Below are 17969 nucleotides of genomic sequence, written 5' to 3' on the forward strand. Positions count from 1 at the left end.
CCTTCCGACCTTCCCCCGTAGCTTCAAGGAGACCAGGCATGAAGCTTTCGTCGCGCATTTTCGCCATGGCCGCGCTCGCAGCCCTCTGGGCGCTGCCCGTACAGGCCAAGCCCATCGTCGTCGGCGGCAAGAATTACACGGAGCAACTGCTGCTCGCGGAGGTGACCACGCAATTGCTCAAGAAAAAGGGCTTCGAGGTCGACAAGCGCGATGGTCTCGGCTCGCAGGTGCTGCGCGATGCCCAGATCGGCGGCCAGATCGACGTCTACTGGGAGTATACCGGTACTTCCCTCGTCACCTACAACAAGATCAATGAGCGCCTGAGCACCGAGAAAACCTATGAGCGCGTCAAGGAACTCGACGGCAAGCTCGACCTGACCTGGCTGCAGCCCTCGAGCGCCAACAACACCTATGCGCTCGCCGTCCGCGCCGATGATCCCAAGACGGCTTCGGTCAAGACGTTGTCGGACCTCGCGGCTGCCTTCAACACGAAGAAGCCGCTGAGCATCGCCATCAACGCCGAATTCTCAGGGCGACCCGATGGGCTGCCGGGCCTCCAGACGGCCTATGGCTTCAAGGCCGGTCGCGCCAATCTGAAGCCGATGGATTCCGGCCTGACCTATCAGGCGCTGCGTGATTCCCAGGTCGACGCCGCCCTCGTCTTCGCCACCGACGGGCGCATCCAGGCCTTCAAATTCCGCGTGCTTGCCGACGACAAGGAGTTCTTCCCGAACTACGCCGCCGTGCCGGTGGTGCGCACCGAGGTGCTCAAGGCCAATCCGGCTCTCGAAGCGGCGCTCAACGCGCTCTCCGGCAAGCTTTCCGATGAGGTCCTGCAGGGCCTCAATGCGAAGGTCGATGTCAATAAGACACCGATCGAGGAGGTTGCGCGCCAGTTCCTGGCGGAAAGCGGCTTGAGCTAGGCAGTTTGGAGGGGTGAATCCGCCCCCGCCGAGAGGTCCATTACGATGTTCGTGGACGATTGGCCTCGGCGCCAGTGCGAGCGGCGTAGCTGATCTGGCTTGCGCAGCCGCCCGTGCGGTCATGGCGGGGATGAAGGCCTCCGGCGCGGGAGACTTGTATCCGAGCGAGCCATGCGGGCGCACGGTGTTGAAGTGCCGCCGCCAGCTTTCGACGGCGATCTTCGCCTCCGCGAGGGTGTAGAAGATCTCGCCGTCGAGGAGTTCGTCGCGCAATCGGGCATTGAACGACTCGATGAAGCCGTTCTCCCAGGACTGCCGGGCGCGATGTGGACTGCCCCCGGTCCGTTAGACACCGCCGACCCATCCTTTGAGCACAGGAGGTTGGTCATGAGTGCGCAGAGATTTGCACCGGAGTTCAAGGAGGAGGCGGTCAGGCAAGTCGTCGAGCGGGGTTACTCCGTGCCCGATGTCGCAACGCGCCTGGGCGTCTCCGCACACAGCCTGTACAAGTGGGTGAAGGCGGTTTCACCCGACCGATCCGAGCAGCAGTCGAAGGAGCTCCTGGAAGCCAGGAGCGAGATTCTTCGCTTGAGGGCTGAGATGCGTCGGATCGAGGAAGAGCGCGATCTGCTAAAAAAAGCCGCGCGGTACTTTGCCAGGCAACCCGAGTGAAGTACTGCTTCATGAATGAGCATCGGCATGACTATGCCGTCACCCTGATGTGCCGTGTCCTGCGGGTTGCCAGGGCCGGGTTTTATGCCCCGGTATAGGATAGCGGCATCGAGGATGCCCGATTGCTGGAGCTCATTAGGCACTCCCATGCGGGCAGTCATGAGATTTATGGGGCTCGCAGGGATTTGAGGGCGAACTCGGCCGGCGTGTGGTTCCGCCGCGGTCGTTTCGCCATGGTCTCTCCTGTCGCGGCAATCATGCCGCCTTCAGGCAGAAACTCCACTTGTCCGGCCGCCCCGTTTTCCCGAGTCAGCTCGCGCTCTAGTGGCGACCGTCGTCGAACTCCTTCAGCCTGCCCCAGTATGTCGTATCGATGCCCTGCTTGATGATCTTGGCTGGATTGCCTCCAACGATGCAATTATCCGGCACATCTTTCGTCACGACGGCGCCTGCAGCTACAATACTGTGATTGCCAACCGTGATGCCCGGCATGATGATGCTACGAGCACCAATCTGACAGAACTCCCCAATTCTCGTATCCGCGTACATGCGCCGCACGTAATCGTGCGAAAGGATCGTCGCACCAAACGAGATCGCGGTTCCACGGCCAATATGAACACCTCTCGGATGCGACTTGTCCAAATGCGCCTTCAACGAAATCAGTGTTTCCTTGTGAATGTCCATCTTCCAGAAATACACATAATAAGCCCATCTCATATGGATAAAGACGCGGCGCAAAGAGTTTCTTAGAAAGACAGGCTTGAACCTCGCAAGCTTGATCATCAATGCCCTCGCATGAGCTTTACAATCCGGCGCCTTGGCTCAGGATCTGGAAATTTTGTACACCCTTGAAACCTTACGTCCGATTAAGGCTAGGAAAGTGCCCGCAACCAGAATTTTTATAGCAAATCCGATCACACCAGCATCAATCTCGATAACAAAGATGCCCGCTAACGTTAATACTGCAATCGATTGAACCGCATTACGCCAGATCGACAAAGAACCGCCGCGGTCACGTTCGGTAATCCCCAGAACCGCGACGACAAATGACACCGCTTCCCCCAACAGCATCGCGCCTGATACCGCGACGAGACCCAGGCCGGAATAACCTGCCAAGACGCTGAGCGGCATGACGGCGGCGCGCGTCAGCGTATTATTGAGAACCTGCTTGGTCTGCTGCCGCGACAGGGCCACCTGGGTCGGCCAAACGCGCATGATCCGAAAGGCGGCGGAGAGAGCCACGACCAGGACGAGCATGGCCTCCGGCTTGTAACGAGCCCCCAGCAACAAGCCGATAACATCCGCCACGAACAGGATCGCGAACAAGGCAAACAGAAAACTGATGCCGATAAGGCCATTCTCGACCAGAACCCGCGCCTTCTTGTCCCGCTCCGCGTCACTTTGAGCTGCCATGAGCAGCGGGAGCGCGACATTTCCCGTAGCCCTCATGATCACCGCGGCTGGAGCGCTTATCACCTGCAGAAGCAACGAGTATACACCAAGCTTAGCCGGATCGGTGAAGATACCGACAGTCACCCGGTCTATCTGGGTCGAAGAATACATTATTATGCTATTGAAAATCAAAGGCGTTCCATAGGAAAATAAGGTTGGCACTTTTGATCGGTCGAACTCCAGACGGTATTTTTCCTGGCTTGTAACGTGCGTGACGATCGTCATCGTCGCCGTCCGCGCAATGAGGCCCGCAACACCAGCGACATGCGTCTCCAGCGCAAAAGCAAGTGGTAAAGAAACCAGAACGCAAACGATCTCACCAATATTGATCATCAATATTTCTGGCTTGAAATTATTATCGGCTTGCTGCCTTCTGTAGTCCGTATGCATGAATCCGGACATAATCGGGATGATAGCAATGATCTGAAAGCTGAATCGATGCTCAGCAGCCTGGAACAGGCTTGAGCTCACTCCCGCCGTCAGGTACATCAGCGCGGCAACGATAAGGCCTTTCATCAAGTAAAGCGTCTGGATCGTTCCCTGATATTCACGCTGCTCTGATCGGTTGGCCTTGATCAGAAAGTTGTCCCAGCGGGGATCAATTCCGGTTTCGGAAAAGAGGACAATGATCGTGATCGCAGCGATCAAGCCGAACTCGGCCGTCGGAAGGATCATGGCCAGCGCAAATACGCGAACCATTGTCAGCGCTTGCCAAAGACCGTAGCCGACAGCGACCGTTCCGAGCTTTCCACTCAACATTTTATCGCGCCAGCCTTGGTTATCGAGACCAAACGATAGCAGCTTCCAGAGACGAGATTAATTGGCATTCGGATAGATGTTGCACTTGTGCATGCTTGTTTTGCGGCTCACGCTGAGTTCAGCTTTTTGAGGAGCGTACAGGGCGAGTATCATCGTTCTTCAACGTCACGCGACACGCTCCCCGCGCGGTCGAGCCAGCGGTGAATCGGATCGTCTCGTCGCAATGACAGCGGCCGAATTGCATCGCGGCACGCCTTCCCCAAAGTGATCGGCGATGGCTATCCCGGGGAGCAAGCACGCCATCCCGCTCAGCCCGGGTTCCCTGCGACGCCTCGCATCGCAAACGATTTATCCGGGCCGAAACCGCTCCAGCCGCGCCTGTGATGCCGCAGCGCCGGCCGTTCCAACCGGCATACGTGCCGGCCGCCTCCGGATGCCCGGCTCGCTCCTCACCGTGTTGCTTGCACCTGCCGCCTGCAAAGGCTGAAGCCCGTTGCGCACGACCAGGCCCAGTCCCATCACGATGAAAATCAGCGGCTGCGTATCGACCTGGGACAGCACGAGTTTCGTGGTCACAAAAACGGCAGCCGAAAGAGCAACGGCGCCCCCCAGATAATTCGGCTGCTCACCCGTTCGAAAGCTCGTGCGAACCCCGGCTATGATCGTCCATCCGAGCATGCCGACGAACCCTACGGTGCCAACAAGCCCCACTTCAAGCAGGAGGTTCAGGGCATAACTGTCGATCGTCAGTACTCCCGCCAGATTTCGGAAGCCGAGCGTCTCGGCACCGATCCCGATACCATGTCCGAACACCGGCCTTTCCGCGATCCGCGGTATCGCCCTCTTCACCTGCTCGATCCGGCCATCGGTGCTCGCCTGATGCTGCCCGCCGCCGATGGTCATCGACTGCAAACGCGGGCTCGCGACATAGGCAGCGCCGAACATAGCCAGCGCAAACGGCAGCATCAGCACGAGGAATGGCCCCAACATGCTGCGCTTGTCCGCCTTCTTCACCCGGATGACATGGACGATCAGGAAGAGCAGGAGAACGATGATCGTTCCCACCGTGCCGAGACGCGCGCCCGACAGGAATTGAGCCGGCAGGATCGCGACCGCCGTCATCAGCCCCGCAAGACGCACGAAACGCGTGCGCCCACCGATAAAGGCAAAGATCGCGAAGGGTAGCATCATGACGAGGTATTCGGCGTAAATCAGGCTCACCGAGAAAGAGCCTTGAACGCGGTAGCCGTCGGCCCTGAACTGCCCCTGGATGATCCGGAGCAGGATCTCGGAATCCGCGCCGAAGCCAGGCGGCAGGAAATCCAGCCAGAGCAAGCGCTCAAGCCTGGCCTCCAGGAAACCGACCGCACACTGAAAAGCCGCGAACACGACGAACAGTGCCGCAACGAGCCTAAGGCGTTGCTCCGTCCGGATCAGCGTGATCGTTGCCAGGAACGGAAATGTCCAGGTGAACTGAAACAGCAGGAACTTGGTCAGCGACTGCGAGAGCATGTGGGACGTCGCCAGACTCAGAAGCTGCGACCCGATAAATATCCCGAAGAAAACGAAGAACATCCGGTTCTCGCGGATGTGTCGGCGCAGGGTCTCTCCCATGTCCGGGGAATGCCTGAAAGCGTAGAGCCAGACGAAGAACAACAGCGCAAGAGCGATTCGAACCGGGCTCACCCACGGCAATCCGCTGATCCTCAGCGAGATGTAGTGCGGGTAGATCGAGTAAAGCGCCAAAAAGACGAGAAATATGATCCAGCAAGCCCGGTCACTGAAGGCTTTCTTCTTCGGCATCGAGAAAATCACGACGACGATGATGAGCCCCAGGATCAGGAAATAAGCTTCAAGCCCACCTTCGAGCGCGACCGGCATGAACAGCCCGACGAGCGCACCGAACAACAGGAACGCCGATGCCCAGCGGGCATCGGCGGAGATTGGGAATACCGACCTGCGCGCGCCTGACGAGCTCGCCAAACTCACCTTATCGCCTCGGCCGCAGGCTGGAGCATCCTCGGTGCCTCGCCTCCCCACCGCCCGGCCAGGCGATCGAGACTCGGCGGCAGCTTGGCCATGCCCGCCGAAAGCTTCGGCCCCTTGATGTCTCCGAGCAGGGGAGCATTGAAATAGGCCGTCAGGTCATCGGTGCAGCGGACACGACGGTCGAACATCTCACGCAGGAATGCCAGCGCCAGGCCAAAGGCCAATCCGAGCGCCGCCGCAACCGCCATGACCAGCGGAATGCGGGGCCAGCTCGGGCTTGCCGGAACCGCCGCCGGAGACAGGATGCTGGTGTTGGTCTGGGACACCGCGCTCTCGACAATCGAGCGTTCCCGCCGCTGCACCAGAAGATCGATCTGCGACCGCAGGCTCTCGAGCTCCCGGTCGAGCGCCGTAGCGGAAGCCCGGCTCTTGACCTGGTCATGCCGCTGCGTCTCGTCGCGGCTCATCTGCGCCGCGGTTTCCTGCACGCGACGCTCCGCGGTCGCCAGTTCCCGTTCCTTGTCGGCAACCAGTTCCGCACGCAGCCGGACGACGGCAGCGTCGACCTGCACTTTCGACTGCTGGAGATTCGTCCTCAGAAACTGAATGCGCCGATGGCCTTCGCCCAGCAGCGGCAATTCGCGCTTCAGCGCGAGCTCGGTATCGGTGACCTGACGCCGCAGAGCCAAAAGCTCGGGATTCTCGGCAGCCGGGCTCTGGCCGCTGCGCGCCAGATCGAGCGCCGCCTTCGCCTGAAGCACGGCATTGCGCGCCTGAGCCATCTGGGTGGTCATCGACGAGAACGGGTCCTGCGCACCTGCCGCCTCGACATCGCCCCGGCGGATCGCCTCCAGCCGGAGTTCGGACCGCTTCGTCTCGACATCGAGGAAGCGGACGCGCAGCAGCGACAGCCTCTCGTCATACCACTTGGAAAGCTCTTGAGCCGACCCCGTCCGGAGCTCGACATCCTTCTGCAGGAAAGCGCTGGCGAAAGCATTGGCCATTTTCGCGGCCAGCTCCCGATCGACGCTGCGATAGCTGACGGAAATCACGTCGCTGGCACCCTGACGCACCACCTCCAGCCCGCGCATGAGAATAGCGGCGATCCAGTCCTCGATCCGCTCCCCGTTCTCGGGCGTAGCCGCGAACGCGGCCTGCCAGCGCGGATCGGCTGCCAGGTTCTCGCGCTCGACGACCAAGAGCGCTGTGCCGCGGCTCCGGATGGCCTCGATCTGCGTGCTGATATAGTTTCTGACGACGGCGCCGGGGACCAGCGTGTTCGTCGCGGCATTCGCTTCCGACAAGTTGACGTAGAGTTGCGTCGTCGCGGTGTATTGCGACTTGACGAAACGCGTACCGACAAAGGCCGACAGGACGGACGCCGCAAAAACGCACCAGATGATCCAGTGCCGGCTCAACAGTATTTTCCAAAGCTGGTGCAGATTCATCTGTAATCTCGCCCGCCGGTGACCCTGTTTTCACGTTTTCCGTGGCAGCCAGCGCGCCCTGACGGCCCGGCGCAGCTATTTCCGCACTTTATAGAGGAAGCTCTGACGCGTTCTCCGCCATTCTATTCTGATACGGTTTTTTACGTTGCGTTGCAACAGTCACACCATGGAAAGCCCAGCAGGGTTAACCTTGCGCGCCCGCATTCCCGCAGCGTCTTTGCACTCAGTTGCCGCTCCGTCGCCTCAGGGATGCAGGGCCTGAACATTGCCATGCGCCCGCGGAAGCCGGCCCAAGGCCCGGCCGCACAGGATCGAAATACAGAGTTCGGCCCGCGGATCCACGAACTGGCACAGCGGCACGGGGCCTGGCGTGACAGTCAGCAGGCCGAATTCCGACGATGCCAGAAGTTCGATCGCCTGCTCGACGCTCGGACGGAAATCGACGCTCGACGGCCGCTCCGTCAATACGTCGCAGACATCGCTGACCGTGAAACGGTCCGAGGAATCGCGCTTGCATCTGAGCATCGCGACGAAGAGCGACACATTCGCCGCCGAGGCACCGATAAAGCGCCCGGCATGACCGAAACCGGCGGAATCGAGATAGCCGAGGAGCTCTTCGGTTCCTGACCTGAAATCCTCCATCTCGACGAAAGCCGCTCCACGCAACAGCGACATCTTCGCGGCCTTGAGCCCGACGAGGCGCGCAATATACGGCCGGCCATAGGAGATGTTGACGATGGCCTCCGTCACCTCCGGGCGCATCTCGACGCCGGCATGCCTGGACGCCAATGCGAGCGTGTCCCGGATCTGCTGGTCGGACATGCTGGTCAGGCGCACGACGTAGAGCACACGCGCGATCGAGGAGTGTTCGCCCACCAAATTATCCACGACATCGCCGACGCCGACGATGACGATCTGCACCGGGATGGCACGATCCGACAGCACCTTCATGATCTCGGTGAGATCGCGGGTCAGGGTCGGGTTTTCGTTCCGGTCGAACTCGTCGATCACGATCAGAAGCCGCGTGCTCCTGATGCGCGCCAGCACATCCGCCAGGATCTGCGGGGTCATCTCGCCCTGTGGCGCCAGCGACTCGAAGCTGAGATTGGGATCGACATCCTCGTTGCGCGGATCGAACTGGTGATCGTAGCGGATCGGCAACTCCGACAGCGCAGACCGGAAGATCGAGTCGATCGTGCTCTCGCGCGTACAGGATACATAGGAGCAGTGGTAGCCGACGCGGCGCGCCACGGACGACATCGCCAGAGCGAGCGAGGTCTTGCCCGTGCCGCGCCCGCCGAACAGGACCAGGTGGTTGCGGTGCTCCTCGATCGCGGTGATGACCTGCGTCAGGATATTCGCGCGCCCCGCGAACTGCGCGATGCTCTGCGTCGGCTGGCTCGGCGCGAAGGACTTGATCGCACGAAGCAGCTTCTCGCTCCCGACATCTCCGAGCAGGTTATCGGAGGCCAGGAACCGGAAAGACAGCTCCTCCTCAAGATCCACTGCAGAGCGGCCGCGGCCACGCGGTTGCACGGAATCCTGTCGCTGCCCCTTTCCAGCAGATGCAAATCCCGAACGTCGGCTCGCCAGATTTGCTATCATATTCTTGACGAACGACATGTCCTACCTACCGGGTGCTACTCGTCGGCTTCCGAAACCAGGGCGGCAGCCGCGGTCCCTCGAGGCCTCTATCACAGTGTCGGGAAAAGCGCACACGGCCACCGACCTGTCGTTAGGGCAATCTCCAGCAAAAACTAGGCCGGTTAATTTTCCGATCGCCGTGCTTTGCCGAATAATGCCCGCCGACAGGCCGGATCACATGAATTGTGACAATCAAGTCCGAGTTTTCAGGCGATCAGATCAACGAACCGCCGACGCTCGCGTAGTTGTTATACATGTTCGATAGCTGGATATCGAGGACGCCGCCATTGTCATCATGGATCGAAAGCGTGATGAGGTCGGTCTTGCCCTTGCGCGAGATCGTCACTGAATCGAGTTTGGACAGCTCGACGAGGTCATTGACAGAATCCAGCACCACGCCCGATGTCTTGCCGTCCGAGACGAGGCCCACCCCGGCCGCCTTTCCGAACACCTTCGCGCCGAACCCGCTCAGTTCGATCACATCGCCGTCAGCGAAGGACAGGTCCATGACGCGATCGTTCTCGCAGGTGTTGCGCCCCGGCGCGGAAAACACGAAGCGGTCGGCGCCCGTGCTCCCGGTCAGCACATCGTTGCCCGCGCCGCCGATCAGGATGTCGTCGCCGCGGCCACCCGCGATCGTGTCGTTGCCGGCACCGCCCACCAACACGTCGTCCCGGTTCGTGCCGGTCAATTTGTCATCGCCATCGGTCCCCCTGATGAACGGCGCATCATGCCGCAATGCCAGAACCTGCTCGGCAGTCAGGCACTTGCTTCCGTCGACGGGCTTCAGGATCGTGGCGTTGCCCGTGTCGACCTGATCGACATTGTCCTTCAGGGTAAAGGCATTGGCCGTGTTGTCGGCAACGAGCACCTTGCTCGATTCGATGACCGAGACATTGAGCTTCAAGTCGGCCCCCTCGACCGCCAGCGCCGCGTTGTTGACCACTTTCACGCCGACGGCCTGCTCCACGAGGATGCCGCGTGGCGAACCGGACTGGATCACGTTGTTCTCGATGACGACGTTGCGGTAGGCGATGCCGTCATCGTTGTCCATGAAGATACCCTGGACCGAAAGACCGGTCTTGGCCTGGATCATGGTATTGTCGTGGATATGGATGTTCTCGGAGGCGGTCTTCGCGCCGCGGGTCCAGAACTGGATGAAATCGGCATGATCGCCGGCGACCGGATGGAAATTCCGCAGGTCGTTGCCGGAAATCTCGACGTCCTTCACGCCGGCGAAGTTGAAGCCTTCGCTGCGCAGATCATGCAGAGTGTTGCCGGTGACTTCGATGCCGACGGTCTCGGTGAAGACGGCGCCGCGCATCAGCCCGGAAAAATCGTTGTCATGAACGACGACGTTCGACGACCGGTCGATCAGCAGGCCGCGCTGCTGCGAATTCATGCCGTCCGGCCCGCCGGCAAATGTGTTGTTCGTCAACGTCACGTCGTCACAACCACGCAAGGTCAGGCCGTTTGCGAACTTGGTGTCGTCCTTGGGCGTGAAGGTTACGCCGGCGATGCTCACCCCATTCGCATTGGCGATCGACAGCGTGCTGAAGACCGGCGGCTTCGAGGGATCGGCAGCAACGAGATTGACGGCGAGCGGGCTTTCCTTGGCGTTGAAAGCGAAGTCGCCATAGTTCCCTTCCTTGAGAACAATGACAGTATCTGCTCCACGCCCTTTCAAAGCCGCAGACAATTCTGCCTGATTAGAAACCGTAACGACGTGCTTGGAAGGCATGAACTTCTCCCAGAAGATACATCATCGATGCGGAGAAACTCATCGTCACGCCCCATCTTCCCTAGAAGATTTCATAGATTTTCTAATATTGGATACGAGACCAGAATTGCATTTAAAGCAATTCCTTGATCTCGATTTAATGCTCTGTTGAGCATAATGATGCTCGCCCGCGGAGCGTTTCAGAGCCCTGTTCGATCGCGACGGTCGCGAACTCGTTGCGCGGCGAAGCCGTGTCGGTCAGCGCAGCCGCTTGCCCTCCCGATGATGGAACACGAGCGCCACAGAATGGCAGCGCGTTCCGGAAGGTTTCGTCAGGCTCTTGCAGCTCTCGCGCTTCGACCACAAGCGCTCAGCGATTGACCAGGCCAGGGCTGGAAGCACCAAGACCTCGAGCAACCGTCCACATCGTCAGCGGCTCGAGATCGCGTTTCACGCCACCGCCCGCTGCGACCACGCCGCCCGCAGACCCGACTATTCGACAAAGAGAGTCCGGGTACCGACTACGCGCAAACCGTTTGCCAGCGTCACCGCAACGGAAACGCGGTGCGATCCCGGCCCCGGGAACCGATGCGAAACCACCAATCCCGATTTGGTGACACTATTCCCGAGATCCCACTCGGCGCTTGCCCCTGCCGTATCGATCTTGCCGGCAGGTCCGAAGACCATCGATGCATCGAGGCGCTGGTTGGCACTGCGCTCCCCCGGCTCGGGCGACGACAGGACGATCACCGTCGTGGCCGCCGGCTTCGGATCGAAGGCGGATTGCGCCGCCCCGATATCCGCCGGGGTAGCCCCGACCTCGGGGGGCAGCCGCTGCAACTTCTGCGGCGGCACGCGGCCCTCCGCGAGGGCATCGACGAAGACGTTGGTGTAGAAATCCTTCGCCCGCGGGAAATTGCGCTGCACGCGGACATTTCTGGCAAAGGCCCAGCCCTCCCTGGCGCTTCCGCCGATCTCGGCATATCCCTTGATCGCCTCACCGAATTCGGTGAAGCGCGGCGCGATATTGCCTTCGATGCGAACGCCCTCGGCGGCGACATTGACGTTGATGCCCGGCACAGTGACGTGAAGCGGGCGCGGTGAAGCCTCGGCCTGCATCAGGGTATTGTTCGCGATCGTGAGGCCCGCGGTTTCTCCCACGGTGATGCCGTGAAGATGCGAGTTGCGGATCACATTGCCCGTGATCACCATATCACGATAGAACATCTCGTGCCCGGCCCGTTTTCTGTCGACCTCTTCGTTGCGTATGAAGATCGACTGGGTCCAGGTCCCCGCCCCCCGATCAAGGATGTTGTCCCGAATCGTGATTCCGACCGAGGGCGCCCTGGTCTTGTTCGTCCAGAACTGGATCATGTCGGGATGATCCGTGCCGCCGACCTGGCCCATGAAATCATGAAAGTGGTTACGCTCGATCAGAACCCTTTCGACCTGCGCGAAATTCATCCCGTCGGAACGCATCTCGGACACGTCGTTGCCACGAACGGTCAGATCGTTCGACGTGTGGAAGACCGCACCTCTATGCCACTGGCGGAAGGTATTGCGCGAGATATCGACCGACTCGCTTCTGTCGACGGACAACCCGATTCCGGTCGCGAAACCGTCGGCCGGCGTGCCGGTGCCGCTTGCAAGACTGCCGATGAAACGTGAATCCGTGATCGCAATGCGCTTCACGTTACGGAGCCAGAATGGCCGCTCATTGATCTTGTCGTTCTGGGCGAAAACATAGCTGAACGTTATGCCGGAGAGCGTGAGGTTCTGGACGCCTTCCAGAAGAACCGACGAAAACGAGGCCGGCCGAGCTGGATCCGCCGAGACCAGCGAAACCGGCGAGCCGTATTTCGCCCAACGATCGCGATTGGCGTTCAGGACAAGCGCGCCATAATCGCCCGGCGCGAGCGCGATATGCTCCCCGCCCCTGGCCGCCTGCAAGGCGCTCAGCAGCTCCGACAGCGATGAAACCCGGATCTGACTTTGCGCCGGCATGGCAAGCACGGTCACCAGGCAGAAAAGCGCAATCCCGAAAGCCCGATGAAGCGTCATCCTACATCCACTGCACTGTTAAGGCCCGACCGGTCCGACTGAGCGTTGCAGCGAGACACTGCCACGGCGGATACCATTATTCACCACTGACCTAAAGTCCGGCCTGCCCCCGGCTTGCATTCCTCACGCGGCCGCCAAGCACCGGGCAACGGCGGCCGCGTCGCATGAGCACATGCAACGCCATCACGGAGTGCTCCCTCCCTGGAAATGGCGTGGGTCATCCTTTCAGGTTCGCAGCATGGGCCCGGTATCATCGCTATGAGGCGAGCGGCAGCGTGTTTTCGGATAACTTGCGGGAGACAACGGAATCGAAACGCATGCCGTTGTATTTGTAGCCTTGATCGCGGCTATGCAGTCGATTGACGCAACGGAGCCACATGTTTCCGTCGACGACAGCGAGCCAGCTTAGTCGAACCCATGCGTCGGACAGAACACGAAGAGAAGGCGGAATCTCGTGATCGGTTATCGCACCGGCCGGCACCAACCATCGCGAGGCTACTGCGCGGCACATGATGCCGCCGCTTCGTCAGGGCCGTGCACATGACGACAGGAAGCGACGAGCTGAAGACCAGCGCGTTCTCCCCCCTGCTGCTGCGGCTCTATGGGATAAAGCGACTGCGTCGACGGGTGCTGGCATTGGCGGGCAGACTGGAGGGCGGGCAGTTCCGCAGCGCCACGCTTCGGCTGATCTTCGCACGTTTCCACAATGTGGAGGTCGGCGCCCATAGCTACGGCGCCTGTTTCGAGCCCGGTCAGTTCCCGGGAGGAGCCCGGATCGGCCGATACGTCTCCATAGCGAGCGGCGTCATGCGCCGGCTCGATCATCCGCTCGATCATCTCATCATGCATCCCTATTTCTTCAGCGAGAGGCTGGGGCATGTCGAAGAGCGCACGCTCAGGCACGAGCCGATCTCGATCGGCGCGGACGCCTGGATCGGCCAGTCGGTCATCTTCACCGAAACCTGCACGCGCGTCGGCATCGGCGCCGTGATCGGTGCCGGCACCGTCGTGACCCGCGATGTCGACGACTTCGAGATCGTGACCGGCAATCCCGGCCGGGTCCTGCGGAAGCGCTTCGCCCCCGGAATCTGCGCACGAATCCTGGCCAGCTGCTGGTGGGAAAGACCGATCGAGGAGCTCAAGGGTTACGTCGCCGAGCTCAATCTGCCTGTTTCGGGCTGGCCGGACGGGCACCCGCTGCTGGCCCCGGCCACCGACACGGAGAGCAAGCGTGAGGCTTGTCCGGCCGCCCGCGCTGACGCATAGGAAGGCAGTCGATTCAAGCGGGCCGTGCCTGCGATGTTCAGAACCCGGTCCGGTTCACAGCTCGCAGCGCGGCGGGATCCGACATCCACCGCGCCATGCGCTTTCGAGAGATACGCAGGAAAAAGCGTTCCATGCTGCTGACAACGGTCCTGAAGGCCAATCTCTGCTCAGGTTGCGGCCTCTGCACCGCAGTGCTCGGCCCCACGCGGGCGACGATGGCCATGACGGAGCCCGGCTTTCTGCGTCCGGTACTGACGGGCACGCCAACGCCGGCCGAGGACGCGCTGATTGCCGACATATGCCCCGGCAGCCGGGTGCATCTCCCCGATGGGCGCATCGACCCGGAGTTCCCGGAATGGGGCCCTCTCGAAACGGTGGCGACCGGCCACGCGGCGGATGAAGGCCTGCGCAAGGCGGCGTCCTCGGGTGGCGCCCTGTCGGCTATCCTGGAGCATCTGCTGCTCTCGGGACAGGCACGCTACGTGCTGCAGGTGGCGGCGAGCGAGGACGTACCCTGGCTGAACCGGGTGATGCGGAGCACGACCGATGGGCAGATCCGTCATGCCAGCGGCTCGCGCTATGCGCCCTCGGCACCATTGACCGCGATCATCGCGTGCCTGGAGGAGGGCCAACCCTTCGTCGTGGTCGGAAAGCCCTGCGACATCGCAGCAATGCGTGCCTATGCACAGCATGACCCGCGCGTCGGGCAGCTCGTCGTGGCGATGATCGGGTTCATGTGCGGCGGCATCCCCAGCGACACCGGCATCCGGCAACTGATCCGCAAGATGGGCGCGGCTCCGGACGATGTCGAAGCCTTCCGTTTCCGCGGCAATGGCTGGCCCGGCAACGCCGTCGCGCGAACTGTTTCAGGACAGGAATTCAGCATCTCCTATGCTCAGTCCTGGGGGAATGTCCTCAGCAAACATGTCCAGTTGCGCTGCAAGATCTGCGCGGACGGCACCGGCATGTCGGCCGACATCGTTTGCGCCGATGCCTGGTATGGCGACGCTTCAGGCTACCCGACATTCGATGAGCAAGAAGGACGCTCGCTGGTCCTCGGCCGCACACCGCTCGGCGCCGCGATCATCGCCGCCGCCCGCCAGACAGGGCAGCTCGCGACCGAACCGCTGGCGACGCGCGAGATCGCCCTGATGCAGCCCTACCAGCTTCGCCGCACCCGCCTGACATTGTCACGCCTGCTGGCGATGCGATTGGCCGGCAAGCCGGCAACGCGCTTTTCGGGCCAATCGCTCTGGCCGTTTGCAGCGCGGTCCGGCCTCAAGGCCAATCTCAGGAGCTTTCTGGGCGCGGCTCTGCGCGCCGTCAAGGGACGACTGTGATCCGAGGACCTTCTCCGGCAGCGCCGGATCACCCAGGCTGCAGTCGTCAAAACTCCAGCAGAACGCTGCCGCCGATCACGCCGCCGCAGTTCTTGACGACGTCCTGGAACGCGAGGAGCGCGTTCAAGCGCGATCGGTTGGCACGGGCGACCATGATCGTGCGCTCGACGGCCGCCACCGCTGCGAGCGTGCCCGAGACGTCGGACATCGGGGCGCAATCGCAGATCACCACGTCGAACATGCGCGACATCTCGAGGATGAGCCCGCGCAGTTCGGTCGCGAGATAAGCCTCGCCTTCCTTGAGGGCATTGCCCGCAGCCATCACCATGAGGTTGGGATAGGCCGGCTGCATGTAGCCGGCCCATGACTGCACGTCCCCCAGGCCGGCCATCCACTCCGACAAGCCCGGCTTGGTCTCGTCGATGCCGAACATCGCAGCAATCCGCGGTGACCGCAGATTCGTCTCTACCAGGATCGTGCGCTGGCCGCTCATCGCGAAGGCTGCGGCAACGTTGGCGGCGACGACGGTCGTACCGACCTTCTTCTCGTCCCCTATAAAGCAGAACGACCTCACCCCGAGGTCCACATGCACATGCTGCAGTTGGGAAGCAACCGCGACCATGCGCTCAGCGGTGTCCGAGCCCGGCGCCACCATCACCGCGAGCTCGCTGGTCACATGCGTCGGATAACTCCAAGCCGCTCGCGTGGCCGCCGTCTGAGGCAACGCTCCGGTCGCGCTCTTTTTTGCGAGCTCCTGCACCAAACTCTCCGACTGGGCCACCCTGCACGAACTCCGACCAACCTACCTTGCATCACGTAACGAAATCATCGCATCGCAGCAACACAAGATAGCATTCGCGATTGATCAGACCTTGGTTTTCTCAATTTGTGTTTAAAACGGTGCCATTAATCGGGGCGCGGCCCCGAAAAGCTCGCGTGAAGGGCAGAGCCACGGCTTGCCCGGCACATCGTTTGCCGACCTTTTCGCGACCCAGCGGCATCGGATATCGGAGCGCGTACAAATCTGAACCGCCGGAAGTCTTGCACAGGATAGGGACTGCAAACTGCGCTTGGAGCTCAGCGCAGGCAGCTATCGTTGCTATTTTGCGACAGGAGTAAAAATTATAGAGGACAGCACGGCCGCAGACAGGGCGCCCTATTGAAACTCAACCGCACGCGTCAAATAAATCCAAGTTTTTGTATACCTTCAACACAAGAAAATAATTGATATTTCGAGAAAAACATCCCGCTTCTCTGAAGCCACATTGTGGAAACAACCTCCATCCTCAGGCGCTGCCGCTGATGCGCGATACCAGTTTTCTCAAGTATGCAATTTATCTTTGGTGACTTATGCTTCGGTGCGGTCAGAGCTGACCCAACGCGATTCACCGCGTTGTTAGGGATGATGACGCAAGGGATTTGCGTGTGGCGGAATTGTGGCTAGAGGGTACGTCGTTGGGCGGCGAGGTGAAGAATGAGTTTCCGTAATTTGGTGACGGCTGCGGCTCTTCTGGGCTTGCCGCTCAGCGGGTGCACGAGCGGCTTCCTCCCCGAAGGCGGCCCCTCGCAGATCGCGGCAAGCCAGTCGGCCGCCGTACAGGTCGGCTCCACGCAAGAGCAGATGAATCTTCCTTTCGTGCTCGTCGCGCCGTCGCTCGAACTGGCTCGCTCCCTTTCCGGTGAACCCGACCGGTTCGGATCCCTGCCCCGGCGCGAACCGGCGCAGGTTTCAGCGAAGGTCGGCGACGTCGTCCTCGTCACGATCTTCGAAGCCGGCAGCGGCGGCCTGTTCACCTCGCCCCAGGCGGCGGGCAATTCCGGCGGCGGCGGCAACTACATCAACCTGCCGGCCCAGCAGATCGACCAGAACGGCAATATCTCGGTGCCCTATGCCGGCCAGATCAGCGTCATCGGACGCAGCCTCCCGGCCGTGCAGAAGGATATCGAGGAGAAGCTGAGGCAGCGCGCGATCGAGCCGCAGGTCGTCGTGACCATGCAGGAAGACCGCGCCTCGCTCGTCAGCGTCATCGGTTCGGTCAAGGCCGGCGGCCAGTTCCCCGTCCGGAATACGCCGATGCGCATCCTTGACGCAGTCGCCAAGGCCGGTGGCCCCGAGGGCACATCACGCAGCCTGGAAGTCGTCCTGCAGCGCGGCTCGCACAGCTCGCGCGTCTCGATGCGGCGACTGATGATGGATCCGGCGGCGAATGCGGCGGTCCTGCCCGGCGACACGATCTACGTGCAGCCGGTCTCGCGCAGCCTCAACGTATTCGGCGCCAGCGGCGAGAACCTGCGCGTCGACATCGACGTCGACAACATGTCCCTGACGGACGCACTTGGCCGGGCCAAGGGCTTCAACGATACGCGGGCGGACATCAGCTCGATCTTCGTGCTCCGCATGGAAGATCGCCGGATGATTCCGGCCGATACCGAGAACCTCGCCCACTTCACCGATGCGAAGGTCCCGACCGTCTATCAAATCCGCTACGATACGCCCGGCGGCATCTTCGTCGGCAACCAGTTCAAGGTTCGCCACGGCGACGTCGTCTACATCTCCAATGCGGCCGGCACGCAGTTGCGCAAGCTCTTGGAACTGGTCGGTCTCGTGACGCGGTCGGCACGCGAAATCCAGGGCGGGTTCATCCCGAACTATTGAGACGGGCGCGACGCCTTCGCTCTCGCATCGCCACCGTTT

The 17969-nt window shown here is 61.3% G+C and carries 12 protein-coding genes and 2 pseudogenes; 5 read left to right on the forward strand and 9 right to left on the reverse strand.

Going from position 1 to position 17969, the window contains the following annotated elements:
* Window positions 1-38 precede the first annotated feature (38 nt).
* Window positions 39-923: a glycine betaine ABC transporter substrate-binding protein gene (locus AC6RIC_RS23060; RefSeq protein ID WP_499734071.1), complete on the forward strand. Its 885-nt coding sequence runs from the start codon at window positions 39-41 to the stop codon at window positions 921-923.
* A gap of 102 nt (window positions 924-1025) precedes the next feature.
* Here AC6RIC_RS23060 and AC6RIC_RS23065 read toward each other — a convergent pair.
* Window positions 1026-1249 (reverse strand): annotated as a pseudogene (locus AC6RIC_RS23065) (integrase core domain-containing protein); the annotation flags it as partial.
* Between the two features lie 61 nt (window positions 1250-1310).
* Here AC6RIC_RS23065 and AC6RIC_RS23070 point away from each other — a divergent pair.
* Window positions 1311-1777, forward strand: a pseudogene (locus tag AC6RIC_RS23070) (transposase); the annotation flags it as partial.
* 139 nt (window positions 1778-1916) lie between these two features.
* Here AC6RIC_RS23070 and AC6RIC_RS23075 read toward each other — a convergent pair.
* The 7 genes from AC6RIC_RS23075 to AC6RIC_RS23105 all read right to left on the reverse strand — a co-directional run bounded on the left by AC6RIC_RS23075 (window position 1917) and on the right by AC6RIC_RS23105 (window position 12668).
* Window positions 1917-2378: an acyltransferase gene (locus AC6RIC_RS23075; RefSeq protein WP_499734072.1), complete on the reverse strand. Its 462-nt coding sequence runs from the start codon at window positions 2376-2378 to the stop codon at window positions 1917-1919.
* A gap of 39 nt (window positions 2379-2417) precedes the next feature.
* A complete protein-coding gene (locus tag AC6RIC_RS23080; protein ID WP_499734073.1) occupies window positions 2418-3806 on the reverse strand; it encodes an oligosaccharide flippase family protein in 1389 nt (462 codons plus the stop codon).
* A 348-nt stretch (window positions 3807-4154) separates the two neighbouring features.
* A complete protein-coding gene (locus AC6RIC_RS23085; protein ID WP_499734074.1) occupies window positions 4155-5795 on the reverse strand; it encodes an O-antigen ligase family protein in 1641 nt (546 codons plus the stop codon).
* The gene (locus AC6RIC_RS23090; RefSeq protein WP_499734075.1) at window positions 5792-7243 is read right to left on the reverse strand and encodes a GumC family protein; all 1452 of its coding nucleotides are present in this window, start codon (window positions 7241-7243) and stop codon (window positions 5792-5794) included. Before AC6RIC_RS23090 ends, AC6RIC_RS23085 begins: the two co-directional genes overlap by 4 nt.
* A 243-nt stretch (window positions 7244-7486) precedes the next feature.
* Window positions 7487-8779 carry an ATP-binding protein gene (locus AC6RIC_RS23095; protein ID WP_499734076.1) on the reverse strand — a complete coding sequence of 431 codons (1293 nt, stop codon included), beginning with the start codon at window positions 8777-8779 and terminating at the stop codon, window positions 7487-7489.
* 322 nt (window positions 8780-9101) lie between these two features.
* Window positions 9102-10628 (reverse strand): right-handed parallel beta-helix repeat-containing protein, encoded by a 1527-nt coding sequence (locus AC6RIC_RS23100; protein WP_499734077.1) that lies wholly within the window; start codon window positions 10626-10628, stop codon window positions 9102-9104.
* 471 nt (window positions 10629-11099) lie between these two features.
* Window positions 11100-12668, reverse strand: a complete 1569-nt coding sequence (locus AC6RIC_RS23105) for a right-handed parallel beta-helix repeat-containing protein (RefSeq protein WP_499734078.1) — start codon at window positions 12666-12668, stop codon at window positions 11100-11102.
* 540 nt (window positions 12669-13208) lie between these two features.
* On the opposite strand from AC6RIC_RS23105, the gene AC6RIC_RS23110 reads away from it, so the two are divergent.
* Complete coding sequence (locus tag AC6RIC_RS23110) at window positions 13209-13934, forward strand: CatB-related O-acetyltransferase (RefSeq protein ID WP_499734079.1); 726 nt, start codon at window positions 13209-13211, stop codon at window positions 13932-13934.
* Window positions 13935-14065: 131 nt separating this feature from the next.
* The gene (locus tag AC6RIC_RS23115; RefSeq protein WP_499734080.1) at window positions 14066-15274 is read left to right on the forward strand and encodes a Coenzyme F420 hydrogenase/dehydrogenase, beta subunit C-terminal domain; all 1209 of its coding nucleotides are present in this window, start codon (window positions 14066-14068) and stop codon (window positions 15272-15274) included.
* A gap of 46 nt (window positions 15275-15320) precedes the next feature.
* Here the strand turns inward: AC6RIC_RS23115 and AC6RIC_RS23120 are convergent, their stop codons facing one another.
* Window positions 15321-15950 (reverse strand): P-loop NTPase family protein, encoded by a 630-nt coding sequence (locus tag AC6RIC_RS23120; protein ID WP_499734081.1) that lies wholly within the window; start codon window positions 15948-15950, stop codon window positions 15321-15323.
* A 798-nt stretch (window positions 15951-16748) separates the two neighbouring features.
* Here AC6RIC_RS23120 and AC6RIC_RS23125 point away from each other — a divergent pair.
* On the forward strand, window positions 16749-17930 hold the full coding sequence (locus AC6RIC_RS23125; protein ID WP_499734082.1) for a polysaccharide biosynthesis/export family protein: 1182 nt from the start codon (window positions 16749-16751) through the stop codon (window positions 17928-17930).
* Window positions 17931-17969: the final 39 nt, after the last annotated feature.

Source organism: Allobosea sp. TBD101, from assembly GCF_059817965.1.